Source organism: Streptomyces sp. NPDC044044 (assembly GCF_056434405.1).
In genome coordinates this window covers 69,381-95,782 of record NZ_JBWKFG010000013.1, presented here as the reverse complement: position 1 = coordinate 95,782, position 26,402 = coordinate 69,381, and the positions used below count along the sequence as shown (strand labels likewise).

General features: G+C 70.2%; 25 protein-coding genes and 1 pseudogene. 2 read left to right on the top strand and 24 right to left on the bottom strand.

Going from position 1 to position 26,402, the window contains the following annotated elements; all coding sequences use genetic code 11:
• Positions 1-7 precede the first annotated feature (7 nt).
• From pyrH to rpsB, 3 genes are all read right to left on the bottom strand, one after another.
• On the bottom strand, positions 8-769 hold the full coding sequence (gene pyrH, locus AC07AG_RS39320) for a UMP kinase (RefSeq protein WP_249587479.1): 762 nt from the start codon (positions 767-769) through the stop codon (positions 8-10).
• A 186-nt stretch (positions 770-955) separates the two neighbouring features.
• Positions 956-1,792, bottom strand: a complete 837-nt coding sequence (gene tsf / locus AC07AG_RS39315; protein WP_478761582.1) for a translation elongation factor Ts — start codon at positions 1,790-1,792, stop codon at positions 956-958.
• Positions 1,793-1,885: 93 nt separating this feature from the next.
• Positions 1,886-2,827, bottom strand: coding sequence for a 30S ribosomal protein S2 (gene rpsB / locus AC07AG_RS39310; protein ID WP_478761580.1), 942 nt, complete (start codon positions 2,825-2,827; stop codon positions 1,886-1,888).
• Between the two features lie 290 nt (positions 2,828-3,117).
• Here rpsB and AC07AG_RS39305 point away from each other — a divergent pair.
• Positions 3,118-3,729: pseudogene (locus AC07AG_RS39305) on the top strand (murein hydrolase activator EnvC family protein); the annotation flags it as partial.
• Positions 3,730-3,959: 230 nt separating this feature from the next.
• Here the strand turns inward: AC07AG_RS39305 and AC07AG_RS39300 are convergent.
• The 18 genes from AC07AG_RS39300 to proS form a co-directional block, all read right to left on the bottom strand.
• Entirely contained in the window at positions 3,960-4,517 is a 558-nt protein-coding gene (locus AC07AG_RS39300) for a TetR/AcrR family transcriptional regulator (RefSeq protein WP_478761707.1), read from the bottom strand.
• A gap of 132 nt (positions 4,518-4,649) precedes the next feature.
• Positions 4,650-5,492, bottom strand: coding sequence for an RNA polymerase sigma factor WhiG (whiG, locus tag AC07AG_RS39295; RefSeq protein ID WP_478761578.1), 843 nt, complete (start codon positions 5,490-5,492; stop codon positions 4,650-4,652).
• Positions 5,493-5,827: 335 nt separating this feature from the next.
• On the bottom strand, positions 5,828-7,018 hold the full coding sequence (gene dprA / locus AC07AG_RS39290) for a DNA-processing protein DprA (RefSeq protein ID WP_478761576.1): 1,191 nt from the start codon (positions 7,016-7,018) through the stop codon (positions 5,828-5,830).
• The gene (locus tag AC07AG_RS39285; protein WP_478761574.1) at positions 7,015-8,634 is read right to left on the bottom strand and encodes a YifB family Mg chelatase-like AAA ATPase; all 1,620 of its coding nucleotides are present in this window, start codon (positions 8,632-8,634) and stop codon (positions 7,015-7,017) included. The genes dprA and AC07AG_RS39285 overlap by 4 nt, the downstream gene beginning before the upstream one ends.
• Positions 8,634-9,011, bottom strand: a complete 378-nt coding sequence (locus AC07AG_RS39280) for a YraN family protein (RefSeq protein ID WP_478761573.1) — start codon at positions 9,009-9,011, stop codon at positions 8,634-8,636. Before AC07AG_RS39280 ends, AC07AG_RS39285 begins: the two co-directional genes overlap by 1 nt.
• A 179-nt stretch (positions 9,012-9,190) precedes the next feature.
• Positions 9,191-9,499, bottom strand: a complete 309-nt coding sequence (locus AC07AG_RS39275) for a DUF2469 domain-containing protein (protein ID WP_003965949.1) — start codon at positions 9,497-9,499, stop codon at positions 9,191-9,193.
• A 55-nt stretch (positions 9,500-9,554) separates the two neighbouring features.
• The gene (locus AC07AG_RS39270; protein WP_478761571.1) at positions 9,555-10,052 is read right to left on the bottom strand and encodes an NUDIX hydrolase; all 498 of its coding nucleotides are present in this window, start codon (positions 10,050-10,052) and stop codon (positions 9,555-9,557) included.
• The gene (gene lepB / locus AC07AG_RS39265; protein ID WP_478761570.1) at positions 10,042-10,809 is read right to left on the bottom strand and encodes a signal peptidase I; all 768 of its coding nucleotides are present in this window, start codon (positions 10,807-10,809) and stop codon (positions 10,042-10,044) included. Before lepB (AC07AG_RS39265) ends, AC07AG_RS39270 begins: the two co-directional genes overlap by 11 nt.
• An 80-nt stretch (positions 10,810-10,889) precedes the next feature.
• Entirely contained in the window at positions 10,890-11,861 is a 972-nt protein-coding gene (gene lepB / locus AC07AG_RS39260) for a signal peptidase I (protein WP_478761569.1), read from the bottom strand.
• A complete protein-coding gene (gene lepB / locus AC07AG_RS39255) occupies positions 11,746-12,831 on the bottom strand; it encodes a signal peptidase I (protein WP_478761568.1) in 1,086 nt (361 codons plus the stop codon). The genes lepB (AC07AG_RS39260) and lepB (AC07AG_RS39255) overlap by 116 nt, the downstream gene beginning before the upstream one ends.
• Positions 12,824-13,543, bottom strand: coding sequence for a signal peptidase I (gene lepB, locus AC07AG_RS39250; RefSeq protein WP_478761566.1), 720 nt, complete (start codon positions 13,541-13,543; stop codon positions 12,824-12,826). Before lepB (AC07AG_RS39250) ends, lepB (AC07AG_RS39255) begins: the two co-directional genes overlap by 8 nt.
• Positions 13,544-13,588: 45 nt before the next feature.
• The gene (rplS, locus tag AC07AG_RS39245; protein ID WP_160507458.1) at positions 13,589-13,939 is read right to left on the bottom strand and encodes a 50S ribosomal protein L19; all 351 of its coding nucleotides are present in this window, start codon (positions 13,937-13,939) and stop codon (positions 13,589-13,591) included.
• A 132-nt stretch (positions 13,940-14,071) separates the two neighbouring features.
• A complete protein-coding gene (gene trmD, locus AC07AG_RS39240; RefSeq protein WP_478761564.1) occupies positions 14,072-14,893 on the bottom strand; it encodes a tRNA (guanosine(37)-N1)-methyltransferase TrmD in 822 nt (273 codons plus the stop codon).
• The gene (gene rimM / locus AC07AG_RS39235; protein WP_478761562.1) at positions 14,893-15,456 is read right to left on the bottom strand and encodes a ribosome maturation factor RimM; all 564 of its coding nucleotides are present in this window, start codon (positions 15,454-15,456) and stop codon (positions 14,893-14,895) included. The genes trmD and rimM overlap by 1 nt, the downstream gene beginning before the upstream one ends.
• Positions 15,457-15,580: 124 nt before the next feature.
• Positions 15,581-15,820 (bottom strand): RNA-binding protein, encoded by a 240-nt coding sequence (locus AC07AG_RS39230; protein WP_030361979.1) that lies wholly within the window; start codon positions 15,818-15,820, stop codon positions 15,581-15,583.
• 2 nt (positions 15,821-15,822) lie between these two features.
• Positions 15,823-16,260, bottom strand: a complete 438-nt coding sequence (gene rpsP / locus AC07AG_RS39225) for a 30S ribosomal protein S16 (RefSeq protein WP_383316901.1) — start codon at positions 16,258-16,260, stop codon at positions 15,823-15,825.
• Between the two features lie 211 nt (positions 16,261-16,471).
• The gene (locus tag AC07AG_RS39220; RefSeq protein ID WP_344525344.1) at positions 16,472-17,068 is read right to left on the bottom strand and encodes a hypothetical protein; all 597 of its coding nucleotides are present in this window, start codon (positions 17,066-17,068) and stop codon (positions 16,472-16,474) included.
• A gap of 261 nt (positions 17,069-17,329) precedes the next feature.
• Positions 17,330-18,745 carry a proline--tRNA ligase gene (gene proS / locus AC07AG_RS39215; RefSeq protein ID WP_478761560.1) on the bottom strand — a complete coding sequence of 472 codons (1,416 nt, stop codon included), beginning with the start codon at positions 18,743-18,745 and terminating at the stop codon, positions 17,330-17,332.
• A gap of 216 nt (positions 18,746-18,961) precedes the next feature.
• Between proS and AC07AG_RS39210 the strand changes: the two genes are divergently transcribed.
• Entirely contained in the window at positions 18,962-19,825 is an 864-nt protein-coding gene (locus tag AC07AG_RS39210) for a class I SAM-dependent methyltransferase (protein ID WP_478761558.1), read from the top strand.
• A gap of 166 nt (positions 19,826-19,991) precedes the next feature.
• On the opposite strand, the gene ftsH is transcribed toward AC07AG_RS39210, so the two are convergent.
• The 3 genes from ftsH to AC07AG_RS39195 all read right to left on the bottom strand — a co-directional run bounded on the left by ftsH (position 19,992) and on the right by AC07AG_RS39195 (position 26,344).
• Entirely contained in the window at positions 19,992-21,932 is a 1,941-nt protein-coding gene (gene ftsH, locus AC07AG_RS39205) for an ATP-dependent zinc metalloprotease FtsH (RefSeq protein ID WP_478761556.1), read from the bottom strand.
• 106 nt (positions 21,933-22,038) lie between these two features.
• Entirely contained in the window at positions 22,039-23,592 is a 1,554-nt protein-coding gene (ffh, locus tag AC07AG_RS39200) for a signal recognition particle protein (protein WP_478761554.1), read from the bottom strand.
• A gap of 277 nt (positions 23,593-23,869) precedes the next feature.
• Complete coding sequence (locus tag AC07AG_RS39195) at positions 23,870-26,344, bottom strand: [protein-PII] uridylyltransferase (protein WP_478761553.1); 2,475 nt, start codon at positions 26,342-26,344, stop codon at positions 23,870-23,872.
• Positions 26,345-26,402 lie beyond the last annotated feature (58 nt).

The window sequence follows — 26,402 nt, the reverse complement described above, 5'->3', positions numbered from 1 at the left end:
GCCGGGATCAGGCGCGGGTGCCCTCGTCGCCCACGAGTGTGCCGATCTTCTCACCCTTGACGGCACGGGCGATATTGCCGGTGGACAGCAACTCGAAGACCAGGATGGGCAGCTTGTTGTCGCGGCACAGGGTGATCGCGGTCATGTCGGCGACCTTCAGGTCGCGGGTGATGACCTCGCCGTAGCCGAGCGCGTCGTACTTCACCGCGTCCGGGTTGGTCTTGGGGTCGGAGTCGTAGACCCCGTCGACGCCGTTCTTGCCCATGAGCAGGGCCTCGGCGTCGATCTCCAGGGCGCGCTGCGCGGCGGTCGTGTCCGTGGAGAAGTAGGGCATGCCCATACCGGCGCCGAAGATGACCACACGGCCCTTCTCCAGGTGCCGCACGGCGCGCAGCGGGATGTAAGGCTCCGCGACCTGGCCCATCGTGATGGCGGTCTGCACGCGGCACTCGATGCCTTCCTTCTCCAGGAAGTCCTGGAGGGCGAGGCAGTTCATGACCGTGCCGAGCATGCCCATGTAGTCGGAGCGCGCACGGTCCATGCCGCGCTGCTGCAGCTCCGCGCCGCGGAAGAAGTTGCCGCCGCCGATGACGGCCGCGATCTGGGCACCGTCACGGACGACCGCGGCGATCTCCTTGGCGATCGCGTGCACCACATCGGGGTCGACGCCAAGGCCGCCCCCGCCGGCGAATGCCTCACCGGAGAGCTTCAGCAGGAAACGACCGGCGACTTTGTCGTCACCACTGTTTGTGTCGGCCTTGGTGGTCATGGAGTTCTCGCTTCTTTTTGCTCGGCGCACATACGAAGAAGGCCACTGCCGGTGGGGTGTTGTTCGCATCCCATGCTCGGCAATGGCCTCCTCGTCAGATCTGCGGTCGTACGTCGCGTACTGCGTGGGGTACGCGGGCGACCGCTGTCGACCCTAGCGGGGTCTACCGTCGATCGCGGTACGGACTCAGATGCCGACCTTGATGCGCGAGAAGCGCTTCAGGGTGACACCGGCCTCGTCCAGGACCTTCTGGACGGACTTCTTGTTGTCGAGCGCGTACGGCTGACCGAGGAGGGTGGCCTCCTTGAAGAAGCCGTTGACGCGACCCTCGACGATCTTGGGCAGCGCGGCCTCGGGCTTGCCCTCGGCGCGGGTGGTCTCCTCGGCGACGCGGCGCTCGGTCTCGACGAGCTCGGCCGGGACGTCCTCACGGGAGAGGAACTTCGGCGCGAAGGCGGCGATGTGCTGCGCGATGCCCTTGGCGAGCTCGGCGTCGGCCTTGTCCAGCTCGACCAGGACACCGATCTGCGGGGGCAGGTCGGGCATGGTGCGGTGCATGTACGCGGTCACGAAGGCGCCCGAGAACTGCGCGAAGCGGTCCAGGACGATCTTCTCGCCGAGGTTGGCGTTGGCCTCGTCGACGTACGCCTGGACGGTCTTGCCGGCCTCGATCTCGGACGCGAGGAGCGCCTCGAGGTCGGCCGGGGTCGTCTTGGCGATGTGCTCGGCGAGCGAGTTGGCGACGGCCTGGAACTTCTCGCCCTTGGCGACGAAGTCCGTCTCGCACTTCAGCTCGACGATCACGCCGGAGGTGTTGTCGTCAGCGATGAGGGAGACCACGGCGCCGTTCTCGGCGGAGCGGCCCTCACGCTTGGCGACGCCCTTCTGGCCCTTGATGCGCAGGGCCTCGACGGCCTTGTCGACGCTGCCGTCGGCCTCGTCGAGCGCCTTCTTGCAGTCCATCATGCCGGCGCCCGTGAGCTCACGAAGCTTCTTGACGTCAGCGGCGGTGTAGTTCGCCATGATCCTGAAATTCTCTCTCGACGGTCGGAAAGATCTACGGGTGAACGGCGGGGGCCTGCAGGCCCCCGCCGTCAACTACCGAACCTGTGAAGGTCAGGCCTGCTCGGCGTCCGCGGCCGGGGCCTCGGCGTCAGCCGCGGCGGCGGGGGCTTCGGCCTGCTCGGCGTCGGCGACCTTCTCCGTCTCGGCGGACTTCTGAACCTCGGCCTCGGCCTCGGCGGCCTTCGGCTCGTCGGCCTTGGGCTCGTCGGCCTTCTTCTCGCCCTCGAGCAGGTCGCGCTCCCACTCGGCGAGCGGCTCGCCGGCGGCCTTCTCGCCCGGCTTCTGGTCGCCCGTGGCCACGCCGGAACGGGAGATGAGGCCCTCGGCGACGGCGTCGGCGATCACGCGGGTGAGCAGGGTGACGGAGCGGATCGCGTCGTCGTTGCCCGGGATCTTGTAGTCGACCTCGTCGGGGTCGCAGTTGGTGTCGAGGATGGCGACGACCGGGATGTTGAGCTTCCGGGCCTCACCGACCGCGATGTGCTCCTTCTTGGTGTCCACGATCCAGACGGCGCTGGGCACCTTGGACATCTCGCGGATACCGCCGAGGGTCTTCTCCAGCTTGGCCTTCTCGCGGGAGAGGACGAGCAGCTCCTTCTTGGTGAGGCCGGACGCGGCCACATCCTCGAAGTCGATCTGCTCGAGCTCCTTCAGGCGCTGCAGGCGCTTGTAGACGGTCGAGAAGTTGGTGAGCATGCCGCCCAGCCAGCGCTGGTTCACGTAGGGCATGCCGACGCGGGTCGCCTGCTCGGCGATGGCCTCCTGCGCCTGCTTCTTCGTGCCGACGAACATGACCGTGCCGCCGTGGGCGACGGTCTCCTTGACGAACTCGTAGGCGCGGTCGATGTACGACAGCGACTGGAGCAGGTCGATGATGTAGATGCCGTTGCGCTCCGTGAAGATGAAGCGCTTCATCTTCGGGTTCCAACGACGGGTCTGGTGACCGAAGTGGACGCCGCTTTCCAGCAGCTCCCGCATCGTGACGACGGCCATGGCCGTACTCCTAGGTGTTCTCGGTTGTGCCGCGTCCGCCGGACGGCGGTCGCGCCTGACGCCCGCGATGCGCCGTGCCACAAAGGACCGAGAGGCGCTGGCACCTGGCTTTTCAGGGCCTGGTGTCGGGGCGTGCGAAGTCGACCCGGTGACCCGGATCGCCACAAGAAGTGTACGGGACCCGCGAGGCAGCGGGTGACGCCGCTGTCCACAACCAGCTGGTCATCCACAGATCCACGCCATGATCCCCGCGGACGGGCCCGACGCGGGACGGTTCTGGCATGTCTCACATGCGACGAGAGCTGAGCCTGGTGCTGTTGACCGTGGTGCTGATCACGGCGGTGATCCTGCCCGCGGGCGCTGCGGGTGGGCCCGTGCTGCGGGTGGGCGGCTTGCCCGGCGGGAAGCCGGTGCCGGGGGTGGACGGCTTGCCCGGCGGGGAGCCCGTGCCGAAGGTGGGCGGTGCGTGGCCCGTGGGGGTGCGGCCCCCTGTCGTGCGGGGCTGGGAACCTCCGGCGACGGAGTACGGCCGGGGCCACCGGGGCGTGGACCTCACGGCGCCGCCGGGCGCGGTGGTCCGGGCGGCGGCTCCGGGCAGGGTCTCTTTCGCGGGCCGGGTGGCCGGCCGGGGAGTGATCGCGGTGGAGCTGGCGGGCACGGGCGATCCACCGCTGCGCACGACGTACGAGCCGGTGCGGGCCACGGTCAAGAAGGGCGCAGAGGTGACGGCGGGCGAGGCACTGGGGGTGCTGGAACTCCCCACGGCCCACTGTCCGGGCAGCTGCCTGCACTGGGGCCTGCTGAGGGGCGACGCATACCTGGACCCGCTGTCACTGATGCCGCCGTGGCTCCTGCGGCGCGGGGCGTCCCGCCTGCTGCCGGTGATCGGCGTGCCGGTGCCGGAGGGCAACGAGCCGCTGCCGCAGATCGGCGTACTGCCGCCGGAGGACGACGTGCCCGTGCCAGAGGTCAACGTGGCCGTGCCGGGGGACAACGCGCTGACGCCGGAGGTCGACGAAACCAGTGCCGCAGGGCAACGCGCTGGTGCCAGAGGTCGACGTACCGATGCCAGAGGACAACGCGCTGGCGCCAGAAGCCGACGAACCGGTGCCAGAAGCCGACGGGCGGGTCCTCAGCCCCGCACACCCCGCAGCGCCATGGCGACGGCCGCCTCGGTGATGGCGGAGGGATCCTCGGCGGCGCCCAGCTCGATCCGCCGCACAGCCGCGTCCACGACACCCTGCAGAAGCATCGCCGCGAGCCGGGGCTCGGCATGCCCCAGGTCACGCAGCGCCTCACCGATCATGGCGACGAGCCCACCGTGCGCGGCACGGATCTTCTCCCGCGCCCCCGCGTCCAGCTCGGCGGCGGAGATCGCGACGACCGCTCGGTGCCGCCGGTCCCCCACCAGATCGAGCTGCCGCCTGACGTACGCCTCGACCTTGCCCTCGGCTGATTCCGCACCCTCCATCGCCGCCGAGACCTCCGCGGCCCAGACGGGGAAGTCAACCTCGCAGAGCTCTTCCACGACCGCGGCACGCGACCGGAAGTACTCGTACACGGATGACCGCGCGAGGCCCGTGCGCTCAGCGAGAGCGGGGAAGGTCAACGCCTCCGTACCGCCCTCGGACAGCAGGGACCGCGCGGCGTCCAGGAGGGCGCCGCGCTGCATCGACCGGTGCTCGGCCACAGAGGCCGCTCGAATCCTTGGCACGCCCTCCACTCTACGGACGTGACCGCCAGGACGGGAGTCGATCCACCTCGAAGAACCCCACGCCCTCACCGCACCGCACAGGCCGGGGGCAGGGACGATTCAGCGCGCTCAGCGGCCGAAACTCGCCAGCTTCGCCCGCAGCTGGAGCACCGATTTCGTGTGGATCTGGCTCACCCGGCTCTCCGTCACACCGAGCACATTGCCGATCTCGGCGAGCGTGAGACCTTCGTAGTAGTAGAGCGTGACGACGGTCTTCTCCCGCTCCGGCAACGTATTGATCGCGCGCGCGAGCAGCCGCCGCAGCTCGCGGTCCTCGGCGACCTCCACGGGGTTGTCGGCCGCGGTGTCCTCGAGCGTGTCCATCAGGCTCAGCCGGTTGCCGCCCTCGCCGCCGACGTGCAGGAGCTCCTCCAGAGCCACCACGTTCGCCAGCGACAACTGGCTGAAAACAGCGTGCAGTTCCTCCAGCGCGACGCCCATCTCCTGGGCGACCTCACTCTCGGACGGCGTCCGCCTCAACTGCGCCTCGAGCGTGGCGTAGGCCCGCTCGACGTTGCGCGCCTTCTGCCGCACGGACCGGGGAATCCAGTCGAGCGCACGGAGTTCGTCGATCATCGCGCCACGGATGCGGGTGATCGCGTACGTCTCGAACTTGATGGACCGTTCGATGTCGAACTTCTCGATCGCGTCGATCAGCCCGAACACCCCGGACGAGACGAAGTCCGCCTGTTCGACATTGGGCGGCAGCCCCACGCTGACCCGTCCCGCGACGTACTTCACCAGCGGCGAGTAGTGCAGGATCAACTGCTCGCGCAGCCGCCCGTCCCCCGTCTCCTTGTACGACCGCCACAGCTCGTCCAGCGACGAGGGCGCGGGGGGCCGCTCCCGCTCGCCACTACGGGCGGCGGGGGGAGCTGCCGCCCGATCGGACCCTGAGGTGTGCTGGGGCATTCGTCGCCTTGAGCCGTTCTGCCGTGAACTGGTGAGGTCGCGCGAGCCGATGGATTCGCCCGCGCCCGCTAGGTGGTGAGATTGCGTGAAGTGAATGAGGTTGTCCGTCTGCCGTCTGCTTGCCTGTGATTGCCTGTCCGCGTCGGAATCCTTGTGAGCGTAGCGTGACTGGAGTGTCGCAGTGTGCGAACAGTAGGGGATCCCGCGTACGCAGATACGTTCCGCTGGACGCCCCACCGAGTTCCCCTCGTCGCCCTCCGTGACGACTCCGAAGGGCCAACTGCGGGTCTTTCCAAGGCCGTCGGGGGTTCATCCAGACGGCCGAACACACTCGGTCACGAACCCCCTCCCTCCGGGAAGACCGACACAATCGCCTGGCGTGTCAACTGCCAGCCGTCGCCGTGTCGTTCGACGAACCCCAGTGAGCGCAACTCGTACAGTCGACCGATCGCTTCGTCCACCACCGTGCCCGCGCCGAGTGCGACCTCCCGAACCGACGCGCTCCCCCGGGCGGGCAGCGCCGCCAGGACACGCGCCGCGTCCGGGGCGAGCAGATCCCGCGGCACGACGGGACCGCGCCGCTCCGGGGCCAGCTCGCCCATGTCGCCGACCAGCTCGACGACTTCCGCCGCGTCGGTGACCAGAACGCCGTCACCCCGCAGCAGTTCATGCACCCCCGCCGAGAGACCGCTGGTCGCGGGGCCCGGCACCCCCATCGTGAACCGTCCGAGCTCCTGCGCACTGCGCGCCGTGGCGAGCGCCCCGCTGCGATAGGCCGCCTCGACGACGACGCTGCCCCGGGTCAGGGCGGCGATCACGCGGTTCCGGAGGATGAATCTGCTGGGCGTGGGGTGGTCGCCGGGCGGCAACTCCCCCACCACCAGCCCCTGTTCCGCGATCCTTTTGATCAACTCGGCGTGTCCTCGCGGATAGGCCCGGTCGACCCCGCACGCGAGCACCGCGACCGTGGCCCCACCGGCCCCCAGAGCTCCCCGGTGCGCGGCTCCGTCCACCCCATAGGCGCCACCCGACACGACCACCCAGCCCTTCTCGGCGAGCCCCGCGCCGAGGCCGGCCGCCATGTGCGCCCCGTACTCCGTGCAGGCCCGCGCGCCGACCACGGCCACCGACCGCAGCGCCCATATCCGCAGGCTGGGCCGCCCCCGCACCCACAGCCCCACCGGCCGCGCGTCCCCCAGGTCGTCCAGCTGGACGGGCCACTCCGCCTCCCCTGGGCACACGAACCGCACCCCCGCGTCCCGCGCCACCGCCAGGTCATGCTCGGGCCGCGCCTTCCCTGCCCGCGCCCGCAGCCCTTCCCACCGCGCCGGCGTCACCCCGTCAAGGCGCTCATCCCCCTCGGCCAGCCGCCGCACCACTTCGACGGCCCCGGTCTCCCGCAACCACCGCCCGCCCACCTGATCCCCCGGTTCGAGAATCCGGGTCAGGGCGGCCCTCGCCAGCCGCTCCTCCTCCGAGACGGGGCCCGAGGCCGCTCCCGAAGCCGATCCCGAGGCCGGGGTCATGTCAGCGCCCCGATCGCCATCGGCACTCCCCGCGACACCCCCGTACGCAACTGCAGCGCCAGGGCCACGTCCTGCGCGGCAGGCCGGTCGCGTCCCGCGAGGTCCGCGACGGTCCAGGCGACCCGCAGGACGCGGTCGAGCCCCCGTGCCGTCAGGAAGCCGCGCTCCAGGTCCAGTTCGGCGGCGTCCAGGGCGCCCGGCTCGGCGGGCCACCGGGTGCGCAGGGCGTGCCCCGGCACTTCACTGTTCGTCCGCCAGCCGGTGCCGGTCAGCCTGACCGCCGCTCTCTCCCGGGCGGCGCGCACCCGGTCGGCGACGGTCTGCGTGGAGTCGCCCCGCGTGCCGTACCCGGCCAGCTCGGACCGGGTGACGGGCTCCACCTCGACCTTGAGGTCGACCCTGTCGAGCAGCGGGCCCGAGAGCCGCGCCTGATAGCGGCGGACGACGGACGCCGGGCATTCGCAGCCGTCGCCCAGCAGGGTGTGCCGACCGCAGGGGCAGGGGTTGGCCGCGAGCACCATCAGGAACTTCGCGGGCAGCCGCACCACTCCCGCACTGCGGGCGATCACCACGTGGCCCGATTCCAGGGGCTGGCGCAACGAGTCCAGGGTCTGGCTGCTGAATTCCGGAGCCTCGTCGAGAAAGAGCACCCCACGGTGTGCCAGCGAGACCGCCCCCGGCCGTGCGATTCCCTTGCCGCCGCCCACGAGCGACTGCATCGTCGCGGAGTGGTGCGGCGCGCAGTACGGCGCGGTGTCCACCAGGGGCTTGCCCGGCGGCAGCATGCCCGCCACGGAGTGGACGGCCGTCACCTCCAGGGACTCCTCCCGGCTCAGCCGGGGCAGGATCGCCGGCAGCCGCTCCGCGAGCATCGTCTTTCCGGCGCCCGGCGGGCCCTGCAGAAAGAGGTGGTGCCCGCCCGTCGCCGCCACCTCCACGGCGGTGCGGGCCGACGCCTGTCCGACGACATCGGCCAGGTCCAGGGCGAGGGCGTCGTCCAGACCGCCGCTGAGCCCCGTGCCCACACCCGTCCCGGGCACGCAGAGCCCGGCGAGCATCGGGTCGGGCCGGCCGGGCTCGTCCTGCTCCTCCTCCGGCACCGGCTCATCGGTCAGCACGGCGATCAGCTGGCGCAGGCTGCGCACCCCGAGCACCGAGACCCCCGGCACCAGTGCGGCCTCGGCCGCCGTGCACTCCGGGACGACGACCTGCTCATAGCCCGCGTCCGCCGCCGCGAGGACCGCGGGCAGCACGCCCCTGACCGGCCGCACCCGCCCGTCGAGCCCCAGCTCACCGATCATCACGATGTCGGCGAGGGTCCGCGGGTCGATCCGCTCCGCCGCACCGAGCACAGCACACGCCACCGCGAGATCGAAGCCGCTGCCGCCCTTGGGCACCGAAGCCGGGCTGAGGCCGACCGTCAGTTTCTTCTGGGGCCATTCCCCGCCCGAATTGACCACGGCGGCCCTGACCCGGTCCTTGCTCTCCGTCAAGCTCTTGTCCGGGAGCCCGACCAGCGTGAACGCGGCGACGCCGGGCTCCAGATCGGCCTGCACCTCGACGACCACGCCCTCGACGCCCACCAGCGCCACGGAACACGTACGCGCGAATCCCATCAGGCCACCCCCCGCGCGTGCTCCACGACAGGGGCGCCGCGGCGTGGGATCAGCACGCCGACGAGGTCGATCCGCACCCCGCCCGGCGGTGGGCCGCCGCGCTCCTCGATCCAGCGCTCGGCGAGGCGCCGCAGCCGCTCCGCCTTGTCCCGGCCCACGGCCGCCATCGGATGCTGATAGATCCCCGGGCCGACCAGGCCTGCTCTGCGGGTCTTGACCTCGCAGACGACCAGCGCTTCGCCGTCCATGGCCACGATGTCGATCTCACCGGTTCTGCCACCGCGCCAGTTGCGCTCCAGAACCGTCATTCCGGCTTCTCCGAGCCGCCGCGCGGCCAGATCTTCGCCGTACCGCCCGAGTGCCCCCCGTGCGTTCATGTCGGCACCACCTCCGACATCCACACTGGGACTCAGCCCCGAGCGTTGTGGATCTTGGTGGACGACTCACGCGTTGTGGATAACTCGCCCACCCGACCCGGTGAAGCCGGTGCACCAAACAAACCCGCCAAGCAGACCCGCCCAAAAAAAATCCGGTGCGCCAAGCGAGCCCGGTGGACTCAGCCTCCCGGCAGCTCGAGATCGCTCTTGTTGAGCTCCTCGATATTCACGTCCTTGAACGTCAGGACGCGTACCTGCTTCACGAACCGTGCGGGCCTGTACATGTCCCACACCCAGGCGTCCGCCATGGACACCTCGAAGAAAACCTCACCCTGGACCGAGTGCACCTGCATCTCGTAGTCATTCGTGAGGTAGAAGCGCCGTTCGGTCTCGATCACATATTTGAACAGACCGACGACATCGCGGTACTCCCGGTAGAGCTTCAGCTCCATCTCGGTCTCGTACTTCTCGAGGTCCTCGGCGCTCATGGCATGTTCCCCTTCAGCCGTGCGTCCCCCTATTGTGCGTCAGCCCCTGGAGCCTCTACACGATTTCCGTGTCGAGGGTCTCGGGCCGGCTCGGAGGACCCTCGTCGAGCAGCCTGCGAAGCAGCTCGGCGAGCCTGGTCGGATACACCGTCTCATGTGCCTCGGTCAGTTCCTGGCACGTCCACCAACGCGCTCCGGCGACACTCCGCTGTTCCAGCTCCGTCAGCCCTGTGGCCTGCGTGGACGTCTGTGACGTACGCGCCAGGAAGTACCGCTCGTCCTGGTCCCAGCGCCGTCCGGCGAAGGGGAAGGAGCAGATCCGCTGCCACAGGGCGGGGCCGAGCTCGACCTCGGTGATGCCCGTCTCTTCCATCAGTTCACGCAGTGCGGCCTGTTCATGCGTCTCGTCGCCCTCCAGACCGCCGCCCGGCGTGAACCACCAGTCGTCCGCCGCGTCCTCCGGCTCATGGCCGTGGAGCAGCAGAATCCGGTCCTGCGGGTCGAGCAGCACGACCCGCGCGACCCTGCGCAGCGGCTGTGCCTCAGCCGACACGGGCGGTCGCCCCCGACCGGTCACGGCTCTGCGGACGCTCACGCCTGCGGCCCAGCCGCTTGGCCACCGGACCGTAGGCGGCGCCGCCCAGGACGAGGACGGCACCGGCCACCACCGCCCACACCACGAGCCGCACGGGCCCCGGCGCGGAGATGCCGCCCGGCATGTCGGCGAAGCCATCGGGGCGCTCCAGCGTCCCGAACTTGCCCAGCGGCCAGGCCACCGCGTCGACCCGCCCCTCCACCGCACTGCGCGGCACGGAGCCGTGGTTGGAGTCGCCCAGGTGGACGCTGGAGTCCAGGGAGCCGCTGCGCTCGTCACCGAGCAGGAAGAGGTTGCCCTTGGGGACCGTGGTGGCCGGGATTCCGGTGGCCGCGGCGCCCTTGCCCTCGGGGAGATACGGTTCTGCGACCTGCTTGCCGTTGACCATCAGCTTGCCGTCCGTGCAGCAGGAGATCCGGTCCCCGCCGACGCCGACCACACGCTTGACCATCGGCAGATCGCCCCAGCTCGCCTGCCGGAAGACGACGACGTCGCCCCGGCGCACCTCGCTGCCGTCCATCCGCTCGGCCAGGACCCGGTCGCCCGCGCCGATCGTCGGCGTCATCGAGCCGGTGGGCACGGTGTACGGCTGGTACAGGATGGCGCCCCATACGAAGCCTCCCAGGAAGAGCACACAGCCGAGGGCCACGGCAAGTCCCGACAGCACGCTGCCGAGCCGTCCGTGGCCCTCGTCCGTACGTTGTGTCCTGCTCATCCCAGTGCTCCCCCATATCGGAGACGACCCCGCGCCCCTACGAACAGGAGCGCGGAAGATCGGTGATCTGGGACGGCACCCTACCCGGCGGTACCTCCGCCAGAAACCCTCGTGTCCTGCACAGCGGCGACCGTGAGCCGACGCCTGCGCCAGAGCACGAGCGGAACCGCACCCGCGAGCCCGAGGGCCGCCGGTGCCGCGCTCATGGCGGCGTTGATGCCCTGCTGGTCGAAGGTGTCCGGCTTGGGCAGCGTCGCCCAGCGGGTGGGCGGCCAGGCGATCACGATGGCGCGGCCCACGACGTTGTCCACGGGGACGGCGCCGCCGCCGGGCTGGTTCTGGTGGTAGCGGGAGTCCAGCGAGTTCTGCCGGTGGTCACCCATGACCCAGATCTTGCCCGCGGGGACGGTGATCTTGAACTGGCCGCCCTGGTCGTCGACGCTGCACGGGGTGTTGCCCTCGAAGACGTACGGCTCGTTCAGCGCCTTGCCGTTGACCTTCACCGGACCGGTGCCCTTGCACTCCACCGTGTCGCCACCGACCGCGATGACGCGCTTGATGAGGTCCTTCTCGTCGGCGGACGGCATCAGGCCGACCCAGCCGAGGACCCGCTGAATCGCGTTCGGGTCGGGCGTCGGCTCACCGTCCAGCCAGTGGCCGGGGTCCCTGAAGACGACGACCTCGCCGCGCTCAGGCTCCGATCCGAACCACGGTGTCAGCTTGTCGACCAGGACGCGGTCGCCCTTCTGGAGCGTGTTCTGCATCGAGTCCGAGGGAATCGAGAACGCCTGCACCAGGAAGGTCTTGATCACCAGGGCCAGGATCAGCGCGATGCCGACGAGGAGCGGCAGCTCCTTCCAGAAGGAGCGGGGCTTCTTCGCCCCCTTGGCCTGCTTCCCGTCCCGGTCACCGGGTGCGGGACCGGCGCCCGCGGTGTCACTCCCGGGGTTCACGCCGTCCGCTGCGGCCCCGTCCTGGGGCTCGTCCGATCGCCCTGGCTGCTCCTCGGGCCCACCGTGTCCGGACCGTGCGCCGACCGCCACATCCCCCACATCCACTCCTCAGTCCGTGCCGCTGCCCGCGCCTGATGCGATGCAGGCCCACCACTCCCATAACGAGCGGGAGTTCCGCAGGGGTCGGGAGTCCGGTCAATCCGTATCGATCGCCGGGTGCCACCCTATGCGACGGCCCGAGAGCAGTGGCCGACCCCGCACCCGCGTCGGGCACTGACGCGTACGTTTCGGGCTCCTCCAGCTTGCGCCAGTGGTCGAAGGGCCAGGCGATGACGAGCGCGCGCCCCACGACGCTGTCCTCACTGACGGTGCCGCTGAACTTCTCGGTGCGGTGAAAGCGGGAGTCGGCCGAGTCGGAGCGGTGGTCTCCCATGACGAAGAGACGCCCCTCGGGAACCTTGACCTCGAAATCGAAGGACGAGGGCTCATCACCCGGATTGATGTACGGCTCGGTGAGCGGGACTCCGTTGACCGTGAGCTTCTTGTTCTTGTCACAGCACTTCACGGTGTCGCCGCCGACGCCGACCACGCGCTTGATCAGGTCGCGTTCGTTGTCGGAGGGCAGCAGCCCGATGAAGGACAGGCCTTCCTTCACCTGCTTGACGCCTACGGGGTCGTCCTTCTTCTTGGTCTGTTCGTCCTCGAGCCAGTTGCCCGGGTCCTCGAAGACGACGACGTCGCCGCGCTCGGGCTTGGCACCGAACCACGGGGTGAGCTTGTCGACGAGGACACGGTCGCCGATCTTGATCGTCTGCTCCATCGAGCCCGAGGGGATCACGAAGGCCTGCACCAGGAAGGTCTTCAGGACCAGGGCTATGAGGAGCGCGACGCCTATGAGGAGCGGTATCTCCTTGATCGCCGAGCGCTGCCTGCGCCGCTTGACCTTCCGCGCGAGCTTGCGCCGCTCGGCCCTTCCGGGGAGTACGGGACCGGTGGTGGGCCGGGATCCTGTGGGCAGCCTGGTGTCGGAACGGTGACTTGCGGCTCGCGTCCGCCCTCGGTTACCCATGCGCGCCGCCTGGTGCCGGCACGCGCGCGTAGCTGTCGGGACGGTCCAGGGACGTCCAGTGCCCGACGGGCCAGGCGATCCAGTCGGCTCTGCCGATCACGGAGTCGAGGGGAATCATGCCGCCGCCGGGCTGGCCCAAGTGGTCGCGGGAGTCACGGGAGTCGGCGCGGTGGTCACCGAGGAGGAACAGGCTGCCTTCCGGTACGACGACGTCGAAGGGCACCTTGGAGGGGGCATCCCCCGGGTACAGGTACGGCTCGTCGACCGGCTCGCCGTTCACCTTGATCCTCCCCCGCTCGTCGCAGCAGACCACGCGGTCTCCCCCCACCCCTGCGACCCGCTTGATGTAGTCGGCATCCCCGAAGTAACCGCTGCCGTCGAAGACGACCGCGTCACCTCGCTGCGGCTCGGAACCGAAACGGTACGCCAACTTGTTGACGAGTACCCGGTCTCCGACCCGGAACGCGGGCTCCATGGAGCCGCTCGGGATCTGGAACGGCTGCATCACAAAGGTGCTCACGAGCAGCAAGGACACCATGCAGACCAGCAGCGTCAGGGTGATGCGGCCGCCGGGCACCCAGGAGACGAACGACATAAAAGCGGAGCGCGACCGGTCCTCCGCCCCCGCGGACTCCCCGTCGCTCTCGGCGCTCGGGGAATCGGTGGGTGGGGAGGAGCGGTCGCGCTCCGTGTGCTGTGCTTCGGTGTCCATCGGGGCCAGATGCTATCCGGCCCCGCTGTGGACCCGTGCGCGAGCTCAGTTGTCGCGCTTCTCCTTGATCTTCGCGGCCTTGCCGCGCAGCTCACGGAGGTAGTACAGCTTCGCGCGACGCACGGCGCCGCGGCTGACGAGCTCGATCTTCTCGACGATCGGGGTGTGCACCGGGAAGGTGCGCTCCACGCCGACGGAGAAGGAGACCTTGCGGACCGTGAAGGTCTCGCGCACGCCGGCACCCTGGCGGCGGATGACTACGCCCTTGAACTGCTGCACACGGGAGCGGTTGCCCTCGATGACGCGCACGTGGACGTTGACGGTGTCACCCGGGCGGAAGGCCGGGATGTCGGTGCGCAGCGAAGCGCTGTCGACGGAGTCGAGCAGGTTAGCCATGATCGTCTGCTTTCTTCACTGATGCCACAGGTCATCAGCGGTAAGTTCGTGATGAGGATTCGATAGCTGTTCACATCGGGCGGGCGTCTGTCCCCCTGTGGCAGGGGCGCACGCTGGACGTACAGCAGCGGCCTATTCTTCCACGGCCTCGGGGTCTCGCCCAAATCGGCCGTCGGGGCCCGGCCGCCACCCCAGGATCGAGAGCATCTCGCGGTCCTTCTTGTCGAACGCGGCGGGGTCGCAACGCTCGATCAGGTCAGGCCTGTTGCGGACCGTGCGCCGCAGCGCCTCGTCCCTGCGCCAGCGCGCGATCTTGCCGTGGTGACCGCTGACCAGCACGTCCGGGATGCCGTGGCCACGCCACTCGGGAGGCTTCGTGTAGACGGGGCCTTCGAGGAGGTTCGCCATGGCGCCGGGGGCGAAGGAGTCGTCGCGGTGGGACTCGGCGTTGCCGAGGACTCCGGGCAGCAGCCGGGCCACGGCCTCGGTGACGACCAGGACGGCAGCCTCGCCGCCCGCGAGGACGTAGTCGCCGATCGACACTTCGTAGACGGGCATCCGGGTCGCGTACTCGTCCATGACGCGGCGGTCGATGCCTTCGTAGCGCGCGGGCGTGAAGACCAGCCAGGGGCGCTCGGAGAGCTCGACGGCGAGCTCCTGGGAGAAGGGGCGTCCGCTGGGCGTGGGGACGACCAGAACCGGCTCGTGGGCCCCGGCCTCGTACCCCTCGGCGAGCACGTCGTCGAGCGCCGCGCCCCAGGGGGCGGTCTTCATGACCATGCCGGGGCCGCCGCCGTACGGGGTGTCGTCGACCGTGTTGTGCCGGTCGTACGTCCACTCCCTGAGGTCGTGCACGTTCACGTCGAGCTGTCCACGCGCGCGTGCCTTGCCGACGAGGGAGACGTTCAGGGGTTCCAGGTACTCGGGGAAGATCGTGACGACGTCGAGACGCATCAGGCTTCGTCTCCCGAAGGATCCTCGTCGTCCCTTGCGGAGGCGATCTCCGCGCGGTCGTCGATCAGGCCGGGCGGCGGGTCGATGATCGCCCGCTGCTCCTCCAGGTCGATCTCGGTGACGATCGCCTCCACGAAGGGGATCATCACCTCGCTGCCGTCGGGCCGCTCCACGATGAACAGGTCCTGCGAGGGCAGGTGCGAGATCTCGGTGATCCGGCCGACCTCGATGCCGTCCTTGGTGACGATGTCGAGGTCCATCAGCTGGTGGTCGTAGTACTCGTCCTCTTCCTCCGGGAGCTCCTCCGGGTCGACCTCCGCGATCAGCAGCGTGTTGCGCAGCGCTTCGGCGCCCGTGCGGTCGCGTACGCCCTCGAAGCGCAGCAGCAGGCGGCCGCTGTGCACCCGGCCGGTCTCGATGGTCAGCGGCCCTGTGGAGGCGGGGTCGGTGGCGAGGACGGCGCCGGGCCCGAGCCGCAGCTCCGGCTCGTCGGTGCGCACCTCGACGGTGACCTCACCCTTGATGCCATGGGCGCGGCCGATCCGCGCGACTACCAGCTGCACTGCTTTCTCTCCTGTCGTGTGCCTACGGAAGGGTCACCGTTGACGACGGCAGACGCCTGGAAACGACTACGGGCCGGGGAAGGCCCAGAAGCCCTCCCCGGCCCGTGCCGGTGCTACCTGTGGTTCAGTGAACCTGGTCCACGTCGACGAGGTCGACGCGGACACCACGGCCGCCGATGGCGCCCACGACGGTCCGCAGAGCGCGCGCGGTACGGCCGTTGCGGCCGATCACCTTGCCGAGGTCATCCGGGTGGACCCGGACCTCGAGCACACGCCCCCGGCGCAGGTTGCGCGAGGCGACCTGCACGTCGTCGGGGTTGTCGACAATGCCCTTCACGAGGTGCTCGAGAGCCTCCTCGAGCATGCTCAGGCCTCGGTCGACTCGGTGGGCGCAGCCTCGGCCGCGTCCGCCTTCTTGTCAGCCTTCTTGGCCTTCTGGGTGATGGCCTCACCCTTCGCGTCGTCGCCCTCGAGGCCCTTGGTGAAGGCCTCGAACGCGGCGCGCTTGTCCTTGGGCTCCGCGACGAGCAGCGGCGCCGGGGCCGGAAGGCCCTTGTGCGCCTGCCAGTCACCGGTGAGCTTCAGGATCGCCATGACCGGCTCGGTCGGCTGAGCGCCGACGGAGAGCCAGTACTGCGCGCGCTCCGAGTTGACCTCGATGCGCGAGGGGTTCTGCACCGGGTGGTACAGACCGATCTCCTCGATGGCCCGACCATCACGGCGGGTACGGGAGTCGGCGACGACGATGCGGTAGTGAGGCGCGCGGATCTTTCCCAGACGCTTCAGCTTGATCTTGACTGCCACTGGAGTGGTGTCTCCTGGTCTTGACGTGGTTGGGCACAACGAGATGCCACGTGGGGTTGCGGTACTCGGGGTGCCCGATGGACGCGTCAGCCGGAGGCGAGAGGGTTCCTATGCGGCTGTCGAGTACAGCTAGCCATTGTGCCATACGTCGGCGGGGCGCCCGAAACGGGTCCGGGTGCCCCGACCGGCACAGCTCTCCAGCTCAGCCCCGTCAGCCCGCGACGGCGCCGACGACTTCCGGGATCCGGAAGGGCTTGCCGCAGCCACCGCAGACGATCGGCGCCTGGGCGAGCACCGACGGGACCACGCGGACGTTGCGCCCGCAGTCGCAGACCGCCTTGACACGGACGCCGCCCCCGGAGGAGCCGTGCCGGGCGGCCGGGCCCCGGAAGCTGCGTGCCGTGTCGGCGGCGGTCGCCGCGGTGTGCGCCTTGAGGGCGCGCTGGAGCCGCTCGATCGTCGGGCGGTAGCGCTTCCTCGCCTCGGGGTTGAGCGTGACCAGCGAGAAGCCGCTGCTGGGGTGCGGCTCCTCGGGATGGTCAAGGCCCAGCTCCTCGGCGATCGCGAGGAATCTGCGGTTGTGATAGCGGCCCGCGCGTGAGGTGTCGCGTACGCCGCGTGACGCGGCGATGCCATGGACTGCCTCATGGAGCAGTCGCTCGAAGGAGAGCTCGGCGCCGCAGGCGGACGACGACTCTCCGATCAGGGATTCGGGCGCGGCTAGATCGGGCAGCTCGGGGTGGTGCCGCTGAATATCGGCCCACGCCTGTGCCAGCTCTGCGGCGAGAACAGGTGGTGTCGTGCTCACGTCGTGAACAACGAGCCGGGATGCCCAGGGGTTCCATTCCGGGGCATCCCAAATAATTTGCACGTACCCGTCAGTTGCCATTGATGCGTCAAGACGAGGGCGGGTGCGCTGATCTGCCCAGAAGCCTCGCAGGTCATGGCAAGCCGGTACGTAGTAGCGCGTACGCCCCGGCGCGTAGAAGAAGTCCGCACACCGGGGCTTGTGTTGCCTGGGCAGGCGTACGAGCCAGGAACGGGCGCGCTGGTACCGGAGGCGCGCCCGTCAGTAGGCGCGGGCCACCACAGCGACGTTACCCGGGGTCTCATCGGCGTCGGGCACCGCCCCGTCCTCCGTGACCAGACACCGTACGGACACGGAGTGCTCGGCAAGCTCCGCCTCGCCCTGCGGACCGAGCGTGGCCCAGGGGATGCGCGCCCAGCCGCCGGCGGCCGTGGCCTCCACCGCCTGGGCGACGGTGGTGACGTCCGAGGTGCGTGACTCCCTGCGCTCGCGGGCCTGGTCCAGGAGCAGCTTCTGGTCCTCTTCGAGGACGGTGGGCAGCAGGGCGGCGAGGGTGTCGATCGCGACCGGCTCCTTGCCTCCCCTGATGCGGCGGGCCAGCATCGCGGTGCCGTTCTCCAGGTCGCGCGGGCCGACCTCGACGCGGACCGGCACTCCCTTGAGCTCCCAGTCGACGGCGCGGCGTCCGAAGGGGGTGTCGGTGCGGTCGTCGACCTGGACGCGCACGCCCGCGGCCTTCAGGCGCTCGCCGATCTCGTGGACCTTGGCGAGCACCGCGTCGTCGCCCTTGATGGCGAGGACGACGGCCTGGACCGGAGCCAGGCGCGGCGGGACCCGCAGGCCGCTGTCGTCCCCGTGCATCATCACCAGGGCGCCGATCATCCGCGTCGTACTGCCCCAGGAGGTCTGCCAGACGAGCTCCTGCTTGCCCTCCTTGGAGAGGTACTGGGTGTGGAAGGCCCTGGCGAAGTTCTGGCCGAGCTCGTGGCTCGTGCCGAGCTGGAGGGCCTTGCCATCGCCCATCATGCCTTCGAGGGTCAGGGTGTTGATGGCGCCCGCGAAGCGCTCCTCGGCGGTCTTGCGGCCCAGGACGAAGTCCATCGCGAGGACGTCCCGCATGAAGGCTCCGTAGACGTCCCGGTGGATGCGGGCCGCGAAATCGCGTGCCTCCTCGTACGTCGCGTGGGCCGTGTGGCCCTCCTGCCAGAGGAACTCCGACGTCCGCAGGAAGAGCCGGGGCCGCAGCTCCCAACGGACCACGTTCGCCCACTGGTTGATCAGGAGCGGCAGGTCGCGGTAGCTCTGCACCCACTTCGAGAAGTACTCGTTGACGATCGTCTCCGAGGTGGGGCGGATGACGACCGGCTCTTCGAGCTCCTTGCCGCCGCCGTGCGTGACGACCGCCAGTTCGGGGGCGAAGCCCTCGACGTGCTCGGCCTCCCGGGTCAGATACGACTGGGGGATGAGGAGAGGGAAGTACGCGTTCTGGGTACCCGTCTCCTTGATGCGGGCGTCCATGTCCTGCTGCATGCGTTCCCACAGGCCGTAGCCGTACGGTCGGATGACCATGGTGCCGCGCACCGGGCCGTTGTCGGCCAGCTCCGCCTTGTTGATCAGGTCTTGGTACCAGCGCGGGAAGTCTTCCGCCCGGGGCGTGAGAACAGGTGCCTTAGCCATGGCGCGCATGGTACGGCGGGCCTACGGAGGGCGGGAATTGAATTCCTCCAGGGGGCGCACGACGGTGGCACGCAAGCATTGCCCCACAACCTCTGGACGCCGCGACGGATGCGGAGTTCTCTGGCATACGGGGGGAGTGCGAGCGCACTGCACGGGGGCGGACGAAACGTTTGAATACGACACTCCAGCAACTCTCGGCGGAATGGGGCGCTTTCGATGACACCTACACTCGCGCAGCCGCACCTCCCCCACGCGGGCACGACCCCCCGTGGCGTGGACCGGTGCGCACGCGCGCGTGACTGGGCGGAGATCCAGGAACGGATGCTGGTTCCGCTCTATGAAGCGGTGTACGAACGACTCGACGTAGGCAGCGGAACACGGCTTCTCGGTCTGGGCTGCGGTTCCGGACTCGCCCTCCTGATGGCGTCGTCACGGGGCGCGTCGGTCACCGGCGTGGACCCCTCGGCACCCGAACGGCTCGCCCTGGCGCGCGAACGCCTGCAGCCCGACGCGAGCCCGGACGGACGGCCGTACGGCGACACCCGGCTCGTGGAGGGCGGCCCCGACGACGTGTCGGGGCCGGACGTGCCCGCCTTCAACATGGTGACCGCGTTCCACCCGATCGGCTGTACGGCGGGTGACTCCGAAGGCCTCTCCGGCCTCCTGGAGTCCACCGTCCCGCTGACCGGGAGCGGCACCCCCGTGGTCCTCGCCGGATGGGGCCCTCCGGAGCGCTGCACGACCTCTTCTGTACTGAAGGTGGCGGCCAAGCTCGCCGACCCGCTCCGCAGTACGGGGAGTTGGCGCCCCGCGCTCCGCGACGACCTGGAAGAGGTGGCCCAGCGGGCGGGCCTCAAGCCGGACGGCTCGGGACGCGTCGCGTGCCCCTTCGGGTACGCGGACACGGACAGCGCGGTCCGCGGTCTGCTCTCGACGGGACTGTTCGACGCGGCGGTGGGCGCGACGGATCAGGTGCAGGTCGACAAGGAGCTGACGGAGGCCCTGCACCCGCACAAGCGGCGGGACGGGACCGTGTGGATGCCCAACGTCTTCCGGTACTTGATCGCGCGCACGCGGTAGCGGACCTGCTTCAGCCCAGCGCTGCCTGAAGCCGGTCGAGCAGCACCCTGGCCGCCGGGCTAGTGGGCCCGTCCGTGCGCCAGGTCAGGGCGATCCTGCCCCGCGGCCTCGGATCCGTGATCTCCAGCGTCCGCAGCCCGTACGCGGCCGCCGCCGCCGAAGTGGTCTAGTCGGCGTCCTTCCTGAGCCGCGTGATGCCGGCGACCCGGTACGCCCCTTCCTCCTCCAGCGTCTCGTTCTCCAGAAGGGCGGCGGCAAGCGCATCGAGCTGCCCCCGGTGGTCCCTCAGTTGCCGGCACGCGCTCTCGTAGCACTCGTCGACGATCCGCCGCATCTCGTGGTCGATCGTGTCGAGGGTGCCCGGGGCCGCCGAGAGGCCGTAGGCCTGCTGGGCGTCGCTCGGCAGCGCGGAGAGACGGCCCACGCGCTCGCTCATGCCCCAGCGGCCGACCATGCCGCGGGCGATGTTGGTGACCTGTTCGAGATCGCTCTCGGCGCCCGTGGTGATGGCGTCGAAGACGACGTGCTCGGCCGCCATGCCGCCCAGGGCTCCGACGATGCGGCCGCGCAGATACTCCTCCGTGTACGCGTACTTGTCGGCGTCCGGGGTCGACAGCGTGACGCCGAGGGCGCGGCCACGGGGCACGATGGTGATCTTCCGGACCGGGTCGGCGCCGGGCTGCAGCATGCCGAGCAGGGCGTGGCCGCTCTCGTGGTACGCCGTGCGCCGCCGCTCCTCGTCGGGCATGACCAGCGGCCGTTCGGCGCCGAGCTGGACCTTCTCCAGGGCCTCGGAGAGGTCGGACTGCGTCACTTCCTTCTGCTTGCGCTTGACCGCGAGCAGGGCGGCCTCGTTGGCGAGGTTGGCGAGTTCGGCGCCGGTCATCCCCGGTGTCGTACGCGCGACTTGTGCGAGGTCGGCGTCGTCGGCCATCGGGATCTCACGGGTGTGGATCTTGAGGATGGCCTCGCGTCCGCCGCGGTCGGGCGGGCTGACGGTGACGACCCGGTCGAAGCGTCCGGGGCGGGTCAGGGCCGGGTCGAGGATGTCGGCGCGGTTGGTGGCCGCGAGGACGATGACGCCCTCGGAGCCCGAGAAACCATCCATCTCGGTGAGGATCTGGTTCAGCGTCTGCTCGCGCTCGTCGTGCCCGCCCATCCCGCTGCCGCCGCCGCGCGCCCGCCCGATGGTGTCGATCTCGTCGATGAAGATGATGGACGGCGCGACTTTCCTTGCCTCGGCGAAGAGTTCACGTACGCGCGACGCGCCGACGCCCACGATCATCTCGATGAACTCGGAGGCGGACGCCGAGAAGAAGGGCACCCCCGCCTCACCGGCGACGGCCCGCGCGAGCAGCGTCTTGCCGGTGCCGGGCAGGCCCGCGAGCAGCACGCCCCGCGGCATTTTGGCGCCCATCTCGCGGTAGGCGGCGGGATTCTTCAGGAAGTCGACGACATCGCTGAGCTCGCCCTCGACCTCGTCGATGCCCGCCACGTCCTCGAAGGTGGTGCGCTTGTCACCTGGTTCGAGCTCCACCGGCTTCGGCGGTGTCTTGCGGCCCAGCATGCCGCCGGCGCCGCCGCCCATGCCCGAGCTCATCCGCCGGGCGATGAAGATCCACAGAACGACCAGAAGCAGCATCGGGGCGAGCGAGATGAGCAGGTTGGAGAGGAAGCTGCGTTCCTGGACGACGGGCTCGGCGGTGACGGTGACGTCGTGCTTGGTCAGGTCGTCCCAGAGCTTGTCGTCGGCGAAGGCGGGGCGCTGGGTGGTGAACTTGGTGTACTTCCCCTTCTCGTCCCCCGGCTTCTCCTGCTCCTTCTTGAGCTGGCCCTGGATCGCGTCGCCCTTGGAGTAGATCTTCGTGACGTTCCCGGAGTCGACCTGCTTGCTGAACTCCGTGTACGAGATCGTCGGCTCGTCGCCCTCGTTGAAGAAGGAGAGCACGAGGTTGGCGATGAGATAGACGATGAGCGCGGTGAGGATGAGCCCGCCCCACCCGCCCGGCATCTTCTTCTTGGGCGGCGGCTTGGGCTCGGGCGGAGGCGCGCCCTCGGAGCGCCATGGCTGGTCGGGCGCCCGGCGCGGCGGCACAGGGTTGCTCATATGGGGACGTTACGACACAAACAGGGGCCGGGCACCTGCTCCGAAAACGCCTGGGGCGCCCCTCCGCGGAGAGGGGCGCCCCAGGCGGCGTACGAGAGGTGAGGCGTCAGCCCATGAACTTCTTGAACTCGTCCGGCAGCTCGAAGTTCTGCCCCTGCTGTCCGGCGGGCAGGCCGAAGGCGCCGCCTTCCTGACCGGCCTGCTCGCGGCGGGCGGCGGCCTCCTGCTCCTCCTGCTTGCGCTTCATCGGGTTGCCCGACTTCCGCTTGCCCTTGGCCTGCTTCTGCTTCTTCTTCTGCTTGCCGGCGCCGCCGCCCATGCCCGGCATCCCGGGCATGCCCGGCATTCCGCCGCCCTGGGCCATCCGCGACATCATCTTGCGGGCCTCGAAGAAGCGCTCGACCAGATTCTTGACCGCGCTGACCTCGACGCCGGAGCCCTTGGCGATACGGGCGCGGCGCGAGCCGTTGATGATCGCCGCGTCCGCACGCTCGGCGGGCGTCATCGACTTGATGATGGCGGCGGTGCGGTCGACGTCCCGCTCGTCCAGGTTGTTGATCTGGTCCTTGATCTGCCCCATGCCGGGCATCATCCCGAGCAGCTTGCTGATGCTGCCCATCTTCCGGACCTGCTCCATCTGGGCCAGGAAGTCGTCGAGCGTGAAGTCCTTGCCCTTGCTGCTCGCCAGCTTGGAGGCCATCTGCTCGGCCTCTTGCTGGGAGAAGGTCTGCTCGGCCTTCTCGATCAGCGTGAGCATGTCGCCCATGCCGAGGATGCGGGACGCCATGCGGTCCGGGTGGAACGCGTCGAAGTCGTCCAGCTTCTCGCCGTTCGAGGCGAACATGATCTGGCGCCCGGTGACCTGCGCGATGGAGAGCGCGGCACCACCGCGGGCGTCACCGTCGAGCTTCGAGAGCACCACGCCGTCGAAGCCGACGCCGTCGCGGAAGGACTCCGCCGTGTTGACGGCGTCCTGACCGATCATGGCGTCGACGACGAAGAGGACCTCGTCCGGGCTGACGGCGTCGCGGATGTCCGCGGCCTGCTGCATCAGTTCCTGGTCGATGCCGAGGCGGCCCGCGGTGTCGACGATGACGACGTCGTACTGCTTGGTCTTGGCGAACTCGATCGAGTCCTTGGCGACCTGGACCGGGTCGCCCACGCCGTTGCCCGGCTGCGGGGCGTAGACGCCGACGCCGGCGCGCTCGGCGACGACGGACAGCTGGTTCACGGCGTTGGGACGCTGCAGGTCGCACGCCACCAGGAGCGGGGAGTGGCCCTGCCCCTTCAGCCAGAGGCCGAGCTTTCCGGCGAGGGTGGTCTTACCGGCACCCTGCAGACCGGCGAGCATGATGACGGTCGGCGGGTTCTTGGCGAACCGCAGGCGCCGGGTCTCGCCGCCGAGGATGCCGACGAGCTCCTCGTTGACGATCTTGATGACCTGCTGGGCGGGGTTCAGGGCCTGGGAGACCTCGGCCCCTGCGGCGCGCTCCTTGACCTGCTTGATGAAGGCCCGGACGACGGGGAGGGCGACGTCCGCCTCGAGCAGGGCGATGCGGATCTCGCGCGCCGTGGCGTCGATGTCCGCCTCGGACAGGCGGCCCTTGCCCCGGAGGTTCTTGAATGTCGCTGCGAGGCGGTCGGAGAGAGTGTCGAACACGGCGGTCGCGAATCCTCGGGTCGAAGGGGGCGCCCCCCGCTCGCGCGGAGCTGAGCGTGGGGGAGGGCGGATAGGTCGCCCTCCAGGGTATCCGCACCGCCGGACGCGTGGGTGCGCAGCGTCCGGGCCGGGTTTCCCTGCCCCGTGGCGGGGGCGCCCCCTCCCGATCACCGACCGGCGTCGGGCCCGCCGAACTGGCCTCTCCCGCCCACCCGATCGCCTCGGGTGACCAGGTGGCACTCGCCCTCCGGGAGGTGGGGGATGGGGAAACCGCCCCCTACCCCCTCAACGCCTCCTCCACAGCCCGAGCCACCCCCGCGGCCCGCTCCCCCGACAGCGGCGTCGGTGGCTTCGGTGCCTTCGCCTTGGACTCGGCCTCCGTCACATAGAAGGCGTCCACCGCATTCGCCCCGAGCGTCGACACATGCGCACTGCGCACCACCACCCCCGCCGATTCCAGAGCACGCCCGATCCGGTGCAGCAGCCCCGGAGCGTCCTGCGCCCGCACCTCGATCACCGTCGCCAGGCGCGAGCCCGCCGACGCCACCGTCACGCGCGGCGGCGGTGCCACCGTCCCCCGGCGCCGCGGGTACGCCGCGTCCCGTTCCGCCAGCCGCGACGCGATGTCCAGCGACCCGTCAAGCGCCCGCACCAGATCCGACCGCAGCCGCGCGGCCTGCGGCAGGGAGCCGTACTCCGCGGCGACCCGCCAGTTCAGGAGCAGCACCGGGTCCTCGAGGCCGGACGGCAGCCCGACCCCCCGCAGCTCCGCCGTACGTACCGCAAGGCGATGCATCGCGAGCACCCCCGCGACAGCGGACAGCACACCAGGCTGGTCCGGCACCGCGATGATCAGTTCAACCCCCAGTGGCTCGGGATTCCCGGCAGCGTCCTCGGCCCCCTCCGTCTGCGCCCGCAACGCCAGCACTGGCCCACCCGTACGGAACGCCTCGACCGCGAGCCGCTCCTGCTCGGCAGTGGGAGCGATGTCCTCCACCGCCTCCGGTTCCTCCCCCGACAGCACCGCCCCCACCCGCTTCACCAGATCGGCGACCAGCGAGCCCCGCCACGCGGACCAGGCCGCGGGACCGGTGGCCAACGCGTCCGCCTCCGTCAGCGCGTGCAGCAGTTCCAGCGTGCCGAGCGACCCCACCGCGTCCGCGACGGCCCGCACCGTGGCCGGGTCGTCGAGGTCCCGCCGCGTGGCCGTCTCGATGAGCAGCAGGTGATGACGTACCAGCGTCGCGAGCACCGCCACATCGCCCCGGTCGAACCCGATCCGCGCGGCGACGTCCCGCGCGATGATCTCGCCCGCCACGGAGTGGTCCCCCGGCCACCCCTTTCCGATGTCGTGCAGCAGCCCGGCCACCAGCAAGAGGTCGGGCCGTCCCACACGCCGGGTCAGCTCCGAGGCCTGCACCGCGGTCTCCACCAGATGCCGGTCCACCGTCCACGTGTGCACGGCGTTGCGCTGCGGACGGCACCGCACCCGCTCCCAGTCGGGCAGCAGCCGGGTGATGAGCCCCTCGGCCTCCAGGGCTTCCCACACCTCGACCGTCGGACGCCCCGCGCCAAGGAGCGTCACCAGCTGCTCCCGGGCCTCAGCGGGCCACGGCGTCGGCAGCGGCCGCACGGCCGCCGCCATCCTGCGCACCGCGTGCAGCGACAGCGGCAACCCCGCCTGAGCAGCGGCGGCAGCGGCACGGAGCGGCAGCACGGGATCGCGCTCAGGCCGGGCCGCCCGCGCGAGGACCACCTCCCCGTCCTGCTCCACCACACCCTCGGCCAGCGGCGACCGCTCGGCAGCAGCACCCTTGCCGCCCCCCAGCATCGCCCGCAGCCGGGGCCGCACGGACCGGGACCGCAGCACCCTGCCCACCTCGCGCCACGTCACGTCACTCGCGTACGACACCGTGCGCGCCGCCTCGTACACCTGCCGCAGCAAGGTGTCGGCGTCCAGCAGACCCAATTCCGCGGCGACTTGATCCTGCTCCTGCAGGGCGAGCCGGTCCGTGGCCCTGCCCGTCGTCAGATGCAGCGCGTCCCGCACGTCAAGCAGCCGCCGCCGGGCGTCGGAGAGCCCCTCCCGGGGCGCGTCGGCCAGCCACGAAGCGGCGACGGCCCGCAAGGCGGTCGCGTCCCGCAGCCCGCCCCGCGCCTCCTTCAGGTCAGGCTCCAGGAGATAGCTCAGCTCCCCCTGCCGCTCGGCCCGCTCCTCGCACAGCTCGCGCAGCTCCGGCAGCCGCTTCGGCGCGAGGTTGCGCCAGTCGGCGAGCACCGCCGTGCGCAGCCCGGCGGTAAGACCGAGGTCACCCACGACGTGCCGCGCGTCGAGCAGCCCCAGCTGCACCTTGAGGTCCTCGCCCGCGGTCTTGCGTGCCTCCGCGGGCGTGCGCACGGAGTGGTCGAGCGCGAGCCCGAGGTCCCAGATGGGGTACCAGACGCGGTCCGCGAGGGCCGCCACCTCACCGGCGTCCGCGCTGCCGTCGTGCAGCAGGAGCAGGTCGAGGTCGCTGCGCGGCGACAGCTCGCCCCTGCCGTAACCCCCCACGGCGACCAGCGACGCGCCCCTCGGCGCGCCCGCGGCCGTGAAGAGCCCGGTCAGCCAGTCGTCCGTGAGGTCGGCGAGGGCCGAACGGCGCGGCGGCCCGGACTGCGCCTCCCCTTGAAGGAGGCGCAGCCGGGCCGCCGCATAGCCGCTGGGTCCGGAGTCTTCCGAGTCCGATTCAGTACGTACGTCCACACTCGTCACCCAGCAGCTCCTGTCAGTCCCGCTCAGTTCCGCTCAGTCCCGCTCAGTTCTGGCAGCT

Coding starts and splice junctions, on each gene's coding strand:
- pyrH (WP_249587479.1), bottom strand. CDS start 769: ATGACCACCAAGGCCGACACAAACAGTGGTGACGACAAAGTCGCCGGT.
- tsf (WP_478761582.1), bottom strand. CDS start 1,792: ATGGCGAACTACACCGCCGCTGACGTCAAGAAGCTTCGTGAGCTCACG.
- rpsB (WP_478761580.1), bottom strand. CDS start 2,827: ATGGCCGTCGTCACGATGCGGGAGCTGCTGGAAAGCGGCGTCCACTTC.
- whiG (WP_478761578.1), bottom strand. CDS start 5,492: ATGCCCCAGCACACCTCAGGGTCCGATCGGGCGGCAGCTCCCCCCGCC.
- dprA (WP_478761576.1), bottom strand. CDS start 7,018: ATGACCCCGGCCTCGGGATCGGCTTCGGGAGCGGCCTCGGGCCCCGTC.
- AC07AG_RS39285 (WP_478761574.1), bottom strand. CDS start 8,634: ATGGGATTCGCGCGTACGTGTTCCGTGGCGCTGGTGGGCGTCGAGGGC.
- AC07AG_RS39280 (WP_478761573.1), bottom strand. CDS start 9,011: ATGAACGCACGGGGGGCACTCGGGCGGTACGGCGAAGATCTGGCCGCG.
- AC07AG_RS39275 (WP_003965949.1), bottom strand. CDS start 9,499: ATGAGCGCCGAGGACCTCGAGAAGTACGAGACCGAGATGGAGCTGAAG.
- lepB (WP_478761570.1), bottom strand. CDS start 10,809: ATGAGCAGGACACAACGTACGGACGAGGGCCACGGACGGCTCGGCAGC.
- lepB (WP_478761568.1), bottom strand. CDS start 12,831: ATGGGTAACCGAGGGCGGACGCGAGCCGCAAGTCACCGTTCCGACACC.
- lepB (WP_478761566.1), bottom strand. CDS start 13,543: ATGGACACCGAAGCACAGCACACGGAGCGCGACCGCTCCTCCCCACCC.
- rplS (WP_160507458.1), bottom strand. CDS start 13,939: ATGGCTAACCTGCTCGACTCCGTCGACAGCGCTTCGCTGCGCACCGAC.
- trmD (WP_478761564.1), bottom strand. CDS start 14,893: ATGCGTCTCGACGTCGTCACGATCTTCCCCGAGTACCTGGAACCCCTG.
- AC07AG_RS39230 (WP_030361979.1), bottom strand. CDS start 15,820: ATGCTCGAGGAGGCTCTCGAGCACCTCGTGAAGGGCATTGTCGACAAC.
- proS (WP_478761560.1), bottom strand. CDS start 18,745: ATGGCTAAGGCACCTGTTCTCACGCCCCGGGCGGAAGACTTCCCGCGC.
- AC07AG_RS39210 (WP_478761558.1), top strand. CDS start 18,962: ATGACACCTACACTCGCGCAGCCGCACCTCCCCCACGCGGGCACGACC.
- ftsH (WP_478761556.1), bottom strand. CDS start 21,932: ATGAGCAACCCTGTGCCGCCGCGCCGGGCGCCCGACCAGCCATGGCGC.